Raw genomic sequence first — 14,477 nt, 5'->3', positions numbered from 1 at the left:
TGCAACTGCCCCGCCATGCCGTTAGCGATCAGTCATGCTGTCGCTGACAAATGCCAGCGGGTTCCCCCCCGCGCCGACGCCATTCAATATGGCCCGTCACGTGCTGACCCATGCCCAAAAGCTGGCGCGTAAGACGGCCCTGCAAATCGTGGGGCCGACGCCGGAAACCTTTACTTACGCGCAGATTGAAGAGGCCGTCTTGGGCACGGCGACGGGGCTGCGGCAACTGGGCCTGAAACCCCGTGATCACTTGTTGCTGCAACTGGGCAATACGCCCGAATTTCCAATCACCTATCTGGGGGCTATCGCGGGGGGCATCATCCCGGTTCCGGTTTCGTCGCAGCTGACCACGCCAGAAGTAGAAAACATTGTCGCGACAATCAAGCCTGCGCTGACCATCCGGGCCGCAGGATTGGCTGCAGCCCCCGGCCCGTTCCGCCCGGCGGAAAGCCTGCGCGCATTCTGGAACCTGCCACCCGCCGCCTATGACATGGGCGACCCGGAGCGCCCCGCCTATATCATCTACACCTCGGGAACATCCGGCAAACCACGCCCTGTTGTGCATGCGCACCGCGCGATCTGGGCGCGGCAGATGATGTGGCATGGCTGGTATGGCCTGTGCGCAGACGACCGGGTCATGCATGCCAGTGCTTTCAACTGGACCTATACGCTGGGCACCGGGCTGATGGACCCCTGGTCGGTCGGTGCAACAGCGCTGATCCCGGCAAATGGCGTCACCGCAGACCAGTTGCCTGGTCTTCTGGCAGATCACAGCGCGACGATTTTTGCGGCCGCACCCGGCGTCTACCGCCGCGTGCTGCGGGCGCAAATGCCACCGCTGCCGCAGCTGCGCCACGGTCTGTCCGCCGGTGAAAAACTGGCTGATGACTATGCGTCCGCGTGGGGCAACGCCACCGGCACCCCCATCTACGAGGCGTTTGGCATGTCCGAATGTTCGACCTTCATTTCTGGCAGCCCGACCAATCCCGCCCCAAAAGGGACATCAGGCTATCCGCAGCCCGGGCGCCGGGTGGCGTTGATCGGTCCTGACGGGCCCGTCGCGCGCGGGACACCGGGAACCATCGCAATCCACGCGACCGACCCCGGTCTGATGCTGGGCTATCTTGGGGCCGCCGACGAAACCGCCGCGCGGTTTCAAGGTGATTGGTTCATGACCGGTGACATCGGCATCATGGACGCCAGCGGGGCGATCACCTATGCCGGGCGCGCAGATGACATGATGAATGCAGGCGGTTACCGGGTCAGTCCGGTCGAAGTCGAAGACGTGCTTACCGCGCATCCGGCAATTTCCGAAGCCGGCGCCTGCGCTGTGCAAGTTCGCACAGGAACCTTCGTTATTGCGGCCTTTTACGTGGCGACAGACGTGATAGACGAAGCGGAACTGCGCGATTGGGTGGCCGCCCGCCTTGCGACCTATAAGACGCCGCGCATGTATATCGCAATGGATGCGCTGCCGCGCGGGGCCAACAACAAACTTTTGCGGCGTGTGCTGCGAACCGAATGGGAGGCCGCACATGGTCAAGCTTGATATTATTTCCGATCCGATCTGCCCGTGGTGCTATATCGGCAAAACCAATCTGGACAAGGCATTGGCAGCCGTCCCCGATCACCCGTTTACGGTCGAATGGCACCCATTCCAGCTGAACCCCGACATGCCTGCGGGCGGTATGGATCGCCGCGCCTATCTTGAAGGTAAGTTCGGCGGCAAGGACGCTGCGGTCAAAGCCTATGCGCCTGTCGTGGCACAGGCCCAAAGCACGGGTGCCACCATCAATTTCGACGCCATGAAGACGACGCCGAACACCATTGACGCACATAGGTTGATCCATTGGGCCGGTATCGAGAAGCGGCAAAGCTATGTCGTTGATTTGCTTTTCAAAGCCTATTTCGTCGAGGGGCGCGATATCGGTGCCCACGAGGTGCTGGCAGATATCGCTGACACCGCTGAAATGGACGCCGCCATGGTGACCCGCCTGCTGGAAAGCGATTCTGACATCGCCGATATCCGTGCGCGTGATCAACACAGCCGCGAGATGGGCGTGAATTCGGTGCCGACATTCATCGTAGCCCAGCAACACGCCGTGCCCGGCGCACAGCCGCCAGAGGTGTGGGCGCAGGTGATCAAGGATATCATGGAACAAATCAAGGCTGCTGGATGATCAGCCTCCCGGCGGGCAGCAGGCCGCACAAACAGCTACCGCAGACAGAGTTCATCGCGCTGATGGCAATGCTGGCGGCAACTGTCGCGTTTTCCATTGATGCGATGCTACCCGCATTGCCCGAAATCGGTGCCGCGCTTGCACCGGACACGCCAAACAAGGCGCAACTGATTATCACCAGCTTTGTGTTGGGCATGGGTTTGGGGACATTGTTTACAGGCCCCCTGTCCGACGCCTTTGGGCGCAAGCCGGTCGTTGTGGGCGGGGCATTTGTGTATATCTGCGCCTGTGCCGTGGCATGGGCCGCCCCGACGCTGGAGACGATGTTGGCGGCGCGGGTTGTGATGGGTTTGGGGGCGGCCGGCCCCCGTGTCGTTGCGATGGCGCTGGTGCGGGACCTTTACAGCGGTCGTGATATGGCGCGGATCATGTCGTTCGTGATGGTGGTTTTCGCGTTGGTCCCGGCACTGGCCCCTACCATGGGGTATTACATCATTCTTGGTTTTGGCTGGCGGGCGATCTTTGTCACGTTTGTGTTGTTTTCCATGGCCTCGATGATCTGGTTGCTCGTGCGCCAGCCCGAAACGCTGGCCCCTGAAAACCGCAGACCGCTTCGGGTGCGCAGCGTCGTCGATGCCATAAAAGAGATGTTCGCCCACCGCACCGCACGGCTGTCGATCCTGATCCAAACCCTGACATTCGGCATGCTGTTCACCGTGCTTTCATCGACACAGCAAGTATTCGACATCACCTTTGGGCAGGGCGATGTGTTTCATTTGTGGTTCGGTGGCATCGCTATTTTCGCGGCATCGGCCAGCGTCTTGAATGCCCGGATCGTCGTGCGGCTGGGAATGCGGGCCATCATCAAGGCGATGTATAGCGCCCAGATCGGCATCACATTGTTGATGATCGTGATCACCGCCGCCAATGGCCCTTATTGGCTTGCCTTCGGGACCTACGTGCTTTGGGTGACTGCCAATTTCTTTCAGGCGGGTCTGACGATCGGGAACCTCAACGCACTGGCCATGGAGGAAATGGGTCATATTGCCGGGCTTGCCGCGTCGGTTATTGCGGCGGTTTCGACTGTTGGCGCGGTTTTGATTGCGGCCCCGATTGCCCTGACATTCGACGGCACGCCAATGCCGATGGCGGTGGGTGCGTTGGTCTGTGCGGGCCTCGCGCTTTGGCTGACCACGATGATCAAAAGGCCGGGCGAGGCATAGGGAGCGTTACCTCGCCTTTTTCTTTTCATCAGACAGCTTTTGCGCCAAATCCCGCGCGATGTTGAACGCACCCTGAATCTTGTCACGTTCGACCGCCCAATCGCGCTGCACGACAATCTTGTTTCCTTTGATCTTGGCCTGCCCGCGCTGGTCATTGATGAAATCAACCAGCCCGGCAGGCGAGGCAAATTTATCGTTGTGGAACCGGATGGTCGCCCCTTTCGGTCCCGCGTCAAGCTGGCTGATACCGGCGCGCTTGCACATCGCCTTGATCCGCACCACCAGCATCAGCGTATTCACCTCGCGGGGTAGTTTGCCAAAGCGGTCAATCAGTTCGGCGGCAAAGCCTTCCAGTTCGACCTTGGTGGTCAATTCCGACAAGCGCCGGTAAAGTCCAAGCCTCACGTCCAGATCCGGCACAAATTCTTCGGGGATCAGGACCGGCACGCCCAGATTGATCTGCGGCGCCCAGTGTCCATCGTCAATGATGCCTTCGGCGGTTCCCGACCGGATCGCGGTGATCTGGTCTTCCAGCATCTGCTGATAAAGCTCGTAGCCGACTTCGCGCATCTGACCGGACTGCTCTTCGCCCAACAGATTACCCGCACCGCGGATATCCAGATCCTGGCTTGCCAGCGTAAATCCCGCGCCCAGCGTATCCAGCGACCCCAGGACGCGCAGCCGCTTTTGCGCGGTATCGGTCAGCTTTTGCCGCGGTTTTGTCGTCAGATAGGCATAGGCGCGGGTTTTGGACCGGCCAACGCGCCCACGAATTTGATAGAGCTGCGACAAACCAAACATGTCTGCACGCCAAACGATCATCGTGTTGGCCGTTGGAATATCAAGACCCGATTCCACAATGGTTGTCGCCAGCAGCACGTCATATTTGCCATCATAAAATGCATTCATCCGGTCATCCAGTTCGCCTGCCGCCATCTGGCCGGTCGCTGTGATAAAGGAGACTTCGGGCACTTCGCGTTTGAGGAATTCTTCCATTTCGACCATGTCGGTGATCCGGGGCACGACCACGAACGATTGTCCGCCGCGATAATGTTCCCGCAGCAGCGCCTCGCGCGTGGTGATCGTGTCAAATTCGCTGACATAGGTCCGGATCGCCAGCCGGTCGATGGGCGGTGTGCCGATGATCGACAGATCGCGGACACCTGACAGTGACAGCTGCAAGGTGCGTGGAATAGGTGTCGCGGTCAGGGTCAGCACATGTACATCGGTGCGCAATTGCTTAAGACGCTCTTTGTGCTGCACACCGAATTTCTGTTCTTCATCAATGACTAACAGGCCAAGGTTCTTGAACCGCACGCCCTTTGCCAGCAGCGCATGGGTGCCGATGACGATGTCCACCGTCCCCTTGGTGATCGCGTCGCGGGTCAGGGCTGCGTCCTTGGCGGATACAAACCGCGACAATGGCCGCACGTTCACCGGAAAGCCGCGAAACCGTTCTGCGAAGGTCTGGTAATGCTGCCGCGCCAGCAATGTCGTCGGCGCGATAATCGCCACTTGCACACCGCAAAGCGCGGCAACAAAGGCCGCGCGGATCGCCACCTCGGTCTTGCCGAAGCCCACATCACCGCAGATCAGCCGATCCATCGGCTTGCCCGACGATAAATCCTCGAGGACGTCTTCGATCGCGGCAAGCTGGTCGTCGGTTTCGGCGTAGGGGAAGCGTGCCAAAAACTGTTCCCACATGTCGTCGGGCGGGTCGAGAACGGGCGCGGTGCGCAAGGCCCGTTCCGCCGCGACCCGGATCAGGCGTTCGGCAATCTGGCGGATACGCTCTTTGAGTTTGGCCTTTTTGGCCTGCCACGCACCACCGCCCAATTTGTCCAGCAGGCCGGTATCATGACCATATCGGGACAGCAGTTCGATATTTTCGACAGGCAGGTAAAGCTTTGAATCTTCGGCATATTCCAGCAACAGGCATTCATGTGCCCCACCCAGTGCCGTTACCACCTCCATGCCGATAAAACGACCGACACCGTGATCGACATGGACCACCAGATCGCCGGGGTTCAGGCTGTTTGCTTCGGACAGGAAATTTTCGGCCCGGCGCTTGCGCTTGGTCTGGCGGATCAGACGATCGCCCAGCACGTCTTGTTCGGAAATCACCGTCAGTCCGGGCGCTTCAAAGCCATGTTCAAGCGGCCAGACCGCCAGATGCACCCCATGCTTGCCAACCCGGCAAAAATCCGTGACGGCGATGGTTTCGACGATCCCCTCGTCTTCGATCAAACCTTCCAGCCGCTCGCGCGCGCCTTCGGAATAGGACGCGACAACAACGGGGCCAACCGCAAGCCTTGCACGAATATGATCTGCTAATGCGCTGAAAAGGCTTATATGTTCCTGTTGGCGTTCAGGCGAAAAATTGCGGCCTATGCGCCCGCCCGCGTCAATCGTACCAAGGCCAATTGCCTGCTTAAGCGGGGAAAGTTGCAACAGCCGCCGGTCCGCAACTGCCGCGCCCCACGCATCATCATTGAGGTAAAGTAAATTCGGCGGTGCAGGTTTGTATACACTATCCACCCGCCCCTTTTGGTTGAGCGCATGCATCCGCGTGCCATATTGGTCGGCAATGCTGTCCCAGCGGGCCAGCCGGGTCGGGGTTGCCTGATCATCCAATGTCACTGTTGCGCCGGGCAGATAATCGAACAGGGTCTCAAGGTTGTCCTGAAAGAAGCCCAGCCAATGTTCGACACCGGCGTGCTTGCGACCGGCGCTGACGGCTTCATACAGGGGGTCATCGGTGCCTGCGGCCCCAAATTCGATCCGGTAATTTTGGCGAAATCGCGTGATGGCAGGGTCATCCAAGATCACTTCGGACACCGGCGCCAGCTCTATCTCCGACAGCTTCTCGGTCGTCCGCTGGGTCATCGGATCAAACCGGCGGGCACCGTCAAGAACATCACCGAACAGATCAAGGCGCACCGGGCCGCTTTGCCCCGGCGGGTAGATATCAATAATCCCGCCGCGCACGGCATAATCGCCTGGCTCCAGGACGGTCGGGCTTTGCGTAAATCCCATCCGGACCAGGAACCCGCGCAGCGCTGTTTCATCAAGCCGTTCACCGACTGTTGCGGTAAACGCCGCTTCTCGCAGGACCGCCCGTGCGGGGACCCGTTGCATTGCCGCATTCAGCGAGGTCAGCAGCACAAATTGCTTTGGCATCCCGTGTACCAATGCGGCCAACGTCGCCATGCGCGCGGCAGAGACATCAGCGTTCGGCGACACCCTGTCATAGGGCAGGCAGTCCCATGCGGGAAAAACAAACACCGGCATCTCGGGTGCGAAAAATCCAAGCGCGGCCTGCATTGCCGCCAGACGTTTATCATCGCGCGCGACGTGGATGATCGGGCCTGTTCTTGCGACCTCGGACAGAATCAACTGCGCATCAAACCCCTCGGGGGCGCCACTGACGGTGATATGGTTGGGATCAGACATGGGCGATCAACTACCGTGCAGCGTCACGGTGTCAACCACTCAGAAACCCGGTGTGACGGAAAGATTGTGATACATCCCGTACATCGCGGTGAAAAAGATGGAAATCATGGCGATCACCTGGATCCAGAACCGCAGCTGCAGCAGTTCGCGCGCCAGCGTTTCGCCGGCGGGCTGCTGCACGCTATACCGCCGCGTTATCCGCATCGTCATCACGCCGACCAATGACATGGGAAAGACGAGGCAAAAGAACCCCTGTGCCAGTTCAAACCCATAGTAAAAGCCCATTGCGGCCAAGCTGGTCAGCACAAAGCTGATAAACCCCGTAATCCACATGCCCCCCAGCGCGGTGATGGTCATCAGGCGGCGGACGTTGATGGCGACTAATGTCTCGAGGTCAGACAGGGCATCGCCGCCGTTGCGCCGGGCCCGAAATATCATGTCGAACGGGACGCCAATGATCCAATGACTGACCGTCGACCATGATACCGCCACCGCAAGCCAATACCAAATGTTGGAGAACGTCCGCAGATCAATCACTTGCAAGATGGCGTCGTTCCAGTTCATCGGTGGGCTCATTCATCATTGCGTGTTGTGCGGACACTAACGACACGACTGGCGCTTGCCCAGACTTGTGATGTGGCAAAATCCATGCGACCAAGAATTGTTATCGCTGCAAGAGGCTGCCCCATGAAACCGACCGTTGCCCCCTTTCCTGCTTCACGCCTGCGCCGGATGCGCAAAACGCCAGCGCTTCGCGCGCTTTCGCGGCAGAATACGCTGACGGTGGACGATTTGATCTGGCCGGTTTTCGTCATGGACGGGCACGATAATGAAACCGCCGTTGCATCCATGCCGGGTGTGACGCGCAAGACCGTGGACCGCGTGGTCAAAGCCGCAATCGAGGCGCAGGCGCTGGGTATTCCGGCGATCTGCCTGTTTCCCTACACCGACATGGCGGCGCGCACCGAAGACTGCGCGATGGCCTGGGACCCGGACAACCTGACCAATCAAGCGATCCGCGCGATCAAGGATGCCGCGCCCGACATTGCCATCATGACCGACATCGCGCTGGATCCATATAACATCAACGGCCACGACGGCTTTGTTGAGAATGGCGAAATCGTGAATGACCGGACGGTCGAGGCGCTGGTGAAAATGGCCCTGGCCCAAGCGGACGCCGGCGCCGATATCCTTGGGCCTTCCGACATGATGGACGGTCGGATTGCTGCAATTCGCGCTGCGTTAGAGACTGAAAAACATCAAAACGTTGCCATCCTGAGCTATACCGCCAAATATGCGTCGGCGTTCTATGGGCCGTTCCGCGATGCGGTTGGGGCGTCATCGGCGCTGACGGGAGACAAGAAAACCTATCAGATGGACCCCGGCAACTCTGACGAAGCGCTGCGGTTGGTCGAACGCGACCTGATGGAAGGGGCTGATATGATCATGGTCAAACCCGGCATGCCGTACCTCGACATCTGCCGTCGGGTCAAAGATGCGTTTGGCGTGCCAACCTATGCGTATCAGGTCAGTGGCGAATATGCGATGCTGCAGGCCGCGGCGCAAAACGGGTGGCTTGATGGTGAAAAAGTGATGATGGAAAGCCTGCTCGCCTTCAAACGCGCGGGGTGCGATGGCATCCTGACCTATTTTGCCCCAAAGGCGGCAAAGCTGCTGAACGGGTAATGTCTTGAGGCCTGCGCAGGATCGCATGGGGGACAACGGCGGGTCGCGCCATGCCCAATATCAGGTCGCCGCAACCTTGCGCGTGACAGCACGCCGACTTTTGCTTATAGTTTTGCGTATTAGGGGCGACAACAGCCTCATTCCAGGCAAATAAGGCGGAACAGACCATGAGCAGTTTTTCTCGGCGCAGCTTTGCGCTTGGTGCGTTGGCAACCACGACTTTGGCCGCATGCGGCAACGGTATCGGTGGTGCAGGCGCCGCCACAATCGACGCCCGTGTCGATAGTACATTGAATTTTATGTATACGACCTATCCCGGCACCCGTGATCTTGCGAGCAGAGCATCGGGGATGCTGGTCATGCCGCTTGTCACTGAAATCGGCCTTGGGATTGGCGGGTCGTATGGCCGGGGTGCGTTGCGCGTCGGGCAATCGACAGTGGACTACTATTCGTCCGCATCGGGCAGCGCGGGCCTGCAGATTGGCGCACAGCAATTTAGCCATGTCTTGTTCTTCATGACGAATGAAGCATTGATGGACTTCCGCCAGTCCGCCGGTTGGGCCGCCGGCGCAGATGTCGAATATGCGATCAACGAAAAGGGCGAAACCCTGCGCGCTGAAACGACGACCAGCCTGTCGCCCGTGATCGCGGTCGTATTCGCGCAAACCGGACTGCGGTTGGGCGCCACGCTGGAAGGCACCAAATACACGCGCATCATTCCATAGCGATCACGCCGCGTTGATCTTTGCCGGTGGGGCGCGTTTGCGACACAAAATGTCGCGTTGCGGCTCGGCGGTTACCATCTGCAACGGCATGGTGGGTTAAAGTGAAAGCGGAGGTCACCCATGAAAACCACAACACGCGTTGCCGTCATCGGGGGCGGCGTCGTCGGCGCCTCTGTGCTTTATCATCTGACCAAACTGGGCTGGTCTGATGTGATGCTGATTGAGCGGTCAGAGCTGACATCAGGGTCCACATGGCATGCCGCAGGTGGTTTTCACACCCTGAACGGCGACACCAATATGGCTGCGCTGCAGGGTTATACCATCAATCTTTACAAAGAGTTGGAAGCAATCACCGGCATGTCGTGTGGATTGCACCATGTTGGCGGCCTGACGTTGGCAGATAACCAAGACCGTTTTGACATGCTGGTCGCGGAACGCGCCAAACATCGGTATATGGGGCTGGATACGGAAATTGTCGGCCCAGCCGAGATCGCAAAAATCGCGCCGATTACCAACCTTGACGGCATCGTGGGCGCGCTGTTTGATCCGCTTGACGGGCATCTTGATCCGTCCGGCACAACGCACGCCTATGCCAAGGCCGCGCGGATGGGCGGGGCCACGATCGCATTGCATTGCAAGGTTATCGAGACAAACCATCGGGCCGACGGCACATGGGACGTTGTGACCGAAAAGGGCACGATCCATGCCGAACATGTGGTGAATGCGGGCGGGCTCTGGGCGCGCGAAGTTGGTGCGATGGCGGGCATCTACACGCCGCTGCACCCGATGGAACATCAGTATATCGTCACAGATGACATCCCCGAAATCTATAACCGCGACAGCGAACATCCGCATGTGATCGACCCCGGTGGCGAAAGCTATTTGCGGCAGGAAGGGCGCGGGCTTTGCATCGGGTTCTATGAGAAGCCCTGCAAACCTTGGGCGGTGGATGGCACACCATGGGATTTTGGGCACGAACTGCTGCCTGACGATCTGGACAAAGTTGAAGCCTCGATTGAATTTGCGTATCGGCGGTTCCCGGTATTGGCCACGGCTGGCGTCAAATCTGTGATCCACGGGCCGTTCACCTTTGCACCTGATGGTAATCCGCTGGTTGGTCCCGTGCCGGGGCACCAAAATTATTGGTCGGCGTGCGGCGTCATGGCGGGGTTTAGTCAGGCGGGCGGTGTCGGGCTGATGTTGGCACAGTGGATGATAGAGGGCGAATGCGAGCGCGGTGTCACCGCGCTTGATGTGGCGCGGTACGGCAAATGGATTACGCCGGGCTACACGCGCCCCAAGGTGGTCCAGAATTACCAAAACCGTTTCTCGGTCGCGTATGCCAATCAGGAACTGCCCGCCGCCCGTCCGCACCGGACCACGCCAATGTATGATATTTTCAGCGATCTTGGCGCGGTCTGGGGGCATCAATTCGGGCTTGAGGTGGCTAACTACTTTGCGCAGGATAACGACCCAACCTATGAAACGCCAACTTTCCGACGTTCAAATGCGTGGGATGCGACTGCGCGCGAAGTGAAAGCCGTGCGCGGCGGTGTTGGCATCAATGAGGTCCAGAACTTTGGTAAATTCAGCGTCACGGGCAGCGGCGCGCGCGCATGGCTGGATCGGATCATGGCGGGCCGGATTCCACAGGTCGGGCGCATGTCTCTCACACCGATGCTGTCACCCGGTGGGCGGCTTTGGGGCGATTTCACCGTGTCTTGTCTGGCTGAGACCGAATTTCAACTGACCGCAAGCTACGGCGCGCAAGAAATTCACCACCGCTGGTTCATCCAGAACGCGGCACCCCATGCCCATGTCGAAAATATCTCTGACCGGCGCACGGGTTTTCAGATTGCAGGCCCCAAGGCACGTGATCTGCTTGGGGCGTGCACGCGCGGTGACGTGGCCGGGATCAAGTTTCTGGACGTGCGGCGCATGACCGTCGGCCAGGTGGCCTGTATTGTGCAGCGGGTCAGCTATACCGGCGATTTAGGATATGAAATATACTGCGATCCGATGGATCAGCGCCAACTTTGGTGGACGCTGTGGCATGCGGGCCAGTCAATGGGCATTGCGCCGTTCGGTATGCGCGCGATGATGTCGCTGCGGTTGGACCGGTTCTTTGGCGCGTGGAAGCGTGAATTCTCGCCGGATTATACGCCGGCCGAAACCGGGATGGACCGCTTTATCAGTTTCAAAAAGAATGTCGATTTTATTGGGCGCGCCGCAGCCGAGGCCGAGAGGGCCAATCCCCCTGCCCGCACGCTTGTCGCGTTCGAAGTCGATGCTGATGACGCAGATGTCGTCGCCTATGAACCGGTGTTCATTGATGGTGACGTCAAAGGCTTTTGCACATCAGGCGGCTATTCCCACCACGCGGGGAAATCCATTGCGATGGCGCTGATCCCCCGTGCGGACGCCGTTGGCGGGCGACAGGTGGAGATAGAAATCATGGGGCAACGCCGCAAAGCGACACGGGTGACGACACCGTTGGTTGATCCCGATGGCAGCGTCATGCGCGGATGATCCCGATCGTGATCCTTGCCGCCGGTGGATCGCGCCGGATGCGGGGTGCCGATAAAATGTTGGAGCAGGTCGCGGGCATCCCGCTTTTGCGCCTGCAAGCGCAACGCGCCCTTGCCACAGGCCACCCGGTGTTTGTGGCAGTGCCTGCCGCGGATCATCCACGTACGGCTGTGATTGCGGATTTGGATGTGACGCCCATTATCGTGCCAGAAGCCGCTGAAGGCATGTCAGGGACGATGCGCTGTGCGATAGCCCGCCTGCCCGCCTGCCCGGCGTTCATGATTGTCCTTGCGGACCTTGTCGCTATTGAAACGGATGATCTTTTGACGGTTCTTCACGCGCGTATCGCGCACCCCGACCACCTGATTTGGCGTGGTGCGACGGGTGATGGAAAGCCGGGGCATCCTATCATTTTTGACAACAGCTTGCGCCCCGAATTCGCCGCGCTGCACGGTGACGCCGGCGGTGAAACAATTGTGCGGCAGCGGCGCGGCCAGACCCATTTGACGCGACTGCCTGAAAACCGTGCGCGCCTTGATCTGGACACTCCCGAAGATTGGGCGGCATGGCGCGGCTCTGGTGCCTGAAGCTTACTTCAAGAGCAAGACGGACTCGTGTTTTTGCAAGGATTTGCGCGCTGAACTGTAGCTATGCAGCCCCTCTTTTGTCGTGAGTTCAGGGAATAATGCAAAGATTTCAGCCCGCTGTGCGTCTTCGACGCCCTGAAGCGTGGTATCACCGGGTTGGAAGCTTTCGGTCCACGCGCCGTCCGACAGCACAACCTCGTGATTCTCGAACATGAAGTGGATATAAGTCGTGCCGGGCACGTTTACGACGTCGATGCCATTGATATCGGTCAGGTATTTGGCTGCGACCAGGACTTCGCTTTCTTCAAAGTAAAGCTGTGCCATCTCGGATACGATCAGGACGCGGTGATTTGGTGACACCAGCATGTGCCGTTCTGGTTGGCCACCACCAAGGGTGCCCGCGCGGATCAAGACCGGACGCAGTTCGGGTGCTACCGCCAGATCCGCCTTGGTCATTGACCGATGGCCGACCCAGACGATGCTTTGAATACCGTTGTCGCGGGTCAGAATCCTGTCCCCGATCTTGAGGTCCTGCACCAGCCGCTCGCCTTTGGGTGTTGCGATTCGGGTGCCGGGGGTAAAGCACGGAACGGCATGCGCAATCTTTGAAAACGCCATGGTCGACCCATCAAGGAAGGCAACAACGCCGCTTGTGGGGTTGTCGGCATCATAGGTTATGCAATCCACATCCATGGCATAGCTGTCAGGATCGACCGTGCAGAACGATATAGCGCTGACCACTGGCTGATCGCTGCCGCCATCCACGTCGCAGATGATCTGCAGGCCCATGATCGGTCCCTTAATGGCGACCTGAACACTGGCCTGCGTGGTACCCGCGTCCATTTGTCGTGATGTCTGATCGGTAAACGAAGCCTTTGCGTGATTGCCATACGCATCCAACGTGATCAACGTGATCTTGTCGCCCAGACCACCAATCCGGGCTGCGCTGTCGGACAGGTTGAAAACGAAGTCCTGCACAGGCTGGTCAAATGAAAGCGTGGTAATGGTTGGTGCAACGTGACCCGATCCCGCACCCGCGCTGTTCGCTTTTTGATCTTTTTCGATATTGGCCGATGTGGCAACAGCAACGGCTACGCAATCGCCCGAGCCAGTCAACAAGTAGCTGCCATCAGTATTGGCCTTTGACCAATCAAGCTTAAAAACCGTCATAACAAACCTTACCGTTACTGGATACCGGACCTGTGACCGGACCCTGAACCATCGCAAACACCGGGCACATCCAGGCCGCACTATCTTGTCGTCAATACCGCAGATCAGCAAATGCGCCGCCGATCTGTTTTTCGTGTCGTTCGCCCTAGTGTTCCTTACTCATTCGGCTTGGCCCGGGAATGCAGACATACGCTGCAACCAATTACGTCTGCACAATTCGGGTATGTTATAAACCCGGATGCACATCGCAGCTAGCCATATTTTTGCTTTGACTACTCCTTGGGCGGTCAAAACATGCTGCAAGCCCGTTATTTTCTCGCTTATCTTTGAAAATTGCCGATATTATGGCGTTTTGGCGTTCACGTCCGGACACCGTAGCAAATTGCACAATCCACCTGTGTGGGGTCTGATCCGGCTGGGTGCAGAATGACACCCTAAGCGCGTTCGTTACCGGTTTTTCCATCTGTACTCTCCAGTGAGCAGGATATGCGCGCATCCAAGGGGCGAGATATGCGATAAGAGCTCTGGCGACCAGTCGAGCCCCGCACGTTTTCGCGCGGCGACCGCCTGTCCGAGGTGCTTTGTATTCCAGTAGATGATGTTCGCTGTGAGCAGGTTCAGCCCGGCCATACGATAGTGGACCTGTCGCGGTTTGGTGCCGCTCCTTTGATAGCGTAATGTGCAGCAAAAGAGATGACTCATGGGCACGGGAAGAAGAGCTATGCCCAAAAGTTGGTGACGGCGTGATCAGCCGGCGGTTTGAAGTTGCTTGATCCCGTCCTTGAACGCAATCCCGTGAACGATCTCGGGCAGCCGATTGGCCCCGTTGCGTTTGCGCCATTTAGCTTGGGCGGACATCATCAGGCGGACCCTCCGTGCCAATAAGCGTGAGACATTTGACTGGCTAAAGTTTACACTTGAGGG

General features: G+C 58.7%; 10 protein-coding genes and 1 pseudogene. 7 read left to right on the top strand and 4 right to left on the bottom strand.

The window, feature by feature from the left end; translation table 11 throughout:
• Positions 1–34: 34 nt before the first annotated feature.
• Genes QZ196_RS11115 through QZ196_RS11105 form a run of 3 tightly spaced genes read left to right on the top strand, consistent with a single transcriptional unit; the run spans position 35 to position 3,403 of the window.
• Positions 35–1,549, top strand: a complete 1,515-nt coding sequence (locus tag QZ196_RS11115) for a class I adenylate-forming enzyme family protein (protein ID WP_296426402.1) — start codon at positions 35–37, stop codon at positions 1,547–1,549.
• Positions 1,536–2,180 (top strand): DsbA family oxidoreductase, encoded by a 645-nt coding sequence (locus QZ196_RS11110; protein WP_296426401.1) that lies wholly within the window; start codon positions 1,536–1,538, stop codon positions 2,178–2,180. Before QZ196_RS11115 ends, QZ196_RS11110 begins: the two co-directional genes overlap by 14 nt.
• Entirely contained in the window at positions 2,177–3,403 is a 1,227-nt protein-coding gene (locus QZ196_RS11105; protein WP_296426400.1) for a multidrug effflux MFS transporter, read from the top strand. Before QZ196_RS11110 ends, QZ196_RS11105 begins: the two co-directional genes overlap by 4 nt.
• 6 nt (positions 3,404–3,409) lie before the next feature.
• On the opposite strand, the gene mfd is transcribed toward QZ196_RS11105, so the two are convergent.
• Positions 3,410–6,856, bottom strand: a complete 3,447-nt coding sequence (mfd, locus tag QZ196_RS11100; protein ID WP_296426399.1) for a transcription-repair coupling factor — start codon at positions 6,854–6,856, stop codon at positions 3,410–3,412.
• A 39-nt stretch (positions 6,857–6,895) separates the two neighbouring features.
• Entirely contained in the window at positions 6,896–7,420 is a 525-nt protein-coding gene (locus QZ196_RS11095; RefSeq protein ID WP_296426397.1) for a hypothetical protein, read from the bottom strand.
• A gap of 123 nt (positions 7,421–7,543) precedes the next feature.
• Between QZ196_RS11095 and hemB the strand changes: the two genes are divergently transcribed.
• The 4 genes from hemB (at position 7,544) to QZ196_RS11075 (ending at position 12,383) form a co-directional block, all read left to right on the top strand.
• Positions 7,544–8,542 carry a porphobilinogen synthase gene (gene hemB, locus QZ196_RS11090; RefSeq protein ID WP_296426395.1) on the top strand — a complete coding sequence of 333 codons (999 nt, stop codon included), beginning with the start codon at positions 7,544–7,546 and terminating at the stop codon, positions 8,540–8,542.
• 167 nt (positions 8,543–8,709) lie between these two features.
• Positions 8,710–9,267, top strand: coding sequence for a YSC84-related protein (locus QZ196_RS11085; protein WP_296426393.1), 558 nt, complete (start codon positions 8,710–8,712; stop codon positions 9,265–9,267).
• Between the two features lie 120 nt (positions 9,268–9,387).
• Positions 9,388–11,796, top strand: a complete 2,409-nt coding sequence (locus QZ196_RS11080; protein ID WP_296426391.1) for an FAD-dependent oxidoreductase — start codon at positions 9,388–9,390, stop codon at positions 11,794–11,796.
• Positions 11,793–12,383, top strand: coding sequence for a nucleotidyltransferase family protein (locus QZ196_RS11075; protein ID WP_296426389.1), 591 nt, complete (start codon positions 11,793–11,795; stop codon positions 12,381–12,383). Before QZ196_RS11080 ends, QZ196_RS11075 begins: the two co-directional genes overlap by 4 nt.
• A gap of 3 nt (positions 12,384–12,386) precedes the next feature.
• On the opposite strand, the gene QZ196_RS11070 is transcribed toward QZ196_RS11075, so the two are convergent.
• Entirely contained in the window at positions 12,387–13,553 is a 1,167-nt protein-coding gene (locus QZ196_RS11070) for a Hint domain-containing protein (protein WP_296426386.1), read from the bottom strand.
• A gap of 447 nt (positions 13,554–14,000) precedes the next feature.
• Positions 14,001–14,198: pseudogene (locus tag QZ196_RS11065) on the bottom strand (Tn3 family transposase); the annotation flags it as partial.
• Positions 14,199–14,477 lie beyond the last annotated feature (279 nt).

It is taken from the genome of Yoonia sp. (assembly GCF_017854565.1).
GTDB lineage: Bacteria > Pseudomonadota > Alphaproteobacteria > Rhodobacterales > Rhodobacteraceae > Yoonia.
Note: the sequence above shows the minus strand (reverse complement) of the source record. Positions and strands in the feature narration are given on the sequence as shown.

Excerpts from the sequence above, each read along its gene's own strand:
- QZ196_RS11070 (WP_296426386.1), bottom strand. The coding sequence starts at position 13,553 with ATGACGGTTTTTAAGCTTGATTGGTCAAAGGCCAATACTGATGGCAGC.
- mfd (WP_296426399.1), bottom strand. The coding sequence starts at position 6,856 with ATGTCTGATCCCAACCATATCACCGTCAGTGGCGCCCCCGAGGGGTTT.
- QZ196_RS11115 (WP_296426402.1), top strand. The coding sequence starts at position 35 with ATGCTGTCGCTGACAAATGCCAGCGGGTTCCCCCCCGCGCCGACGCCA.
- QZ196_RS11080 (WP_296426391.1), top strand. The coding sequence starts at position 9,388 with ATGAAAACCACAACACGCGTTGCCGTCATCGGGGGCGGCGTCGTCGGC.
- QZ196_RS11075 (WP_296426389.1), top strand. The coding sequence starts at position 11,793 with ATGATCCCGATCGTGATCCTTGCCGCCGGTGGATCGCGCCGGATGCGG.
- QZ196_RS11095 (WP_296426397.1), bottom strand. The coding sequence starts at position 7,420 with ATGAACTGGAACGACGCCATCTTGCAAGTGATTGATCTGCGGACGTTC.
- hemB (WP_296426395.1), top strand. The coding sequence starts at position 7,544 with ATGAAACCGACCGTTGCCCCCTTTCCTGCTTCACGCCTGCGCCGGATG.
- QZ196_RS11085 (WP_296426393.1), top strand. The coding sequence starts at position 8,710 with ATGAGCAGTTTTTCTCGGCGCAGCTTTGCGCTTGGTGCGTTGGCAACC.
- QZ196_RS11110 (WP_296426401.1), top strand. The coding sequence starts at position 1,536 with ATGGTCAAGCTTGATATTATTTCCGATCCGATCTGCCCGTGGTGCTAT.
- QZ196_RS11105 (WP_296426400.1), top strand. The coding sequence starts at position 2,177 with ATGATCAGCCTCCCGGCGGGCAGCAGGCCGCACAAACAGCTACCGCAG.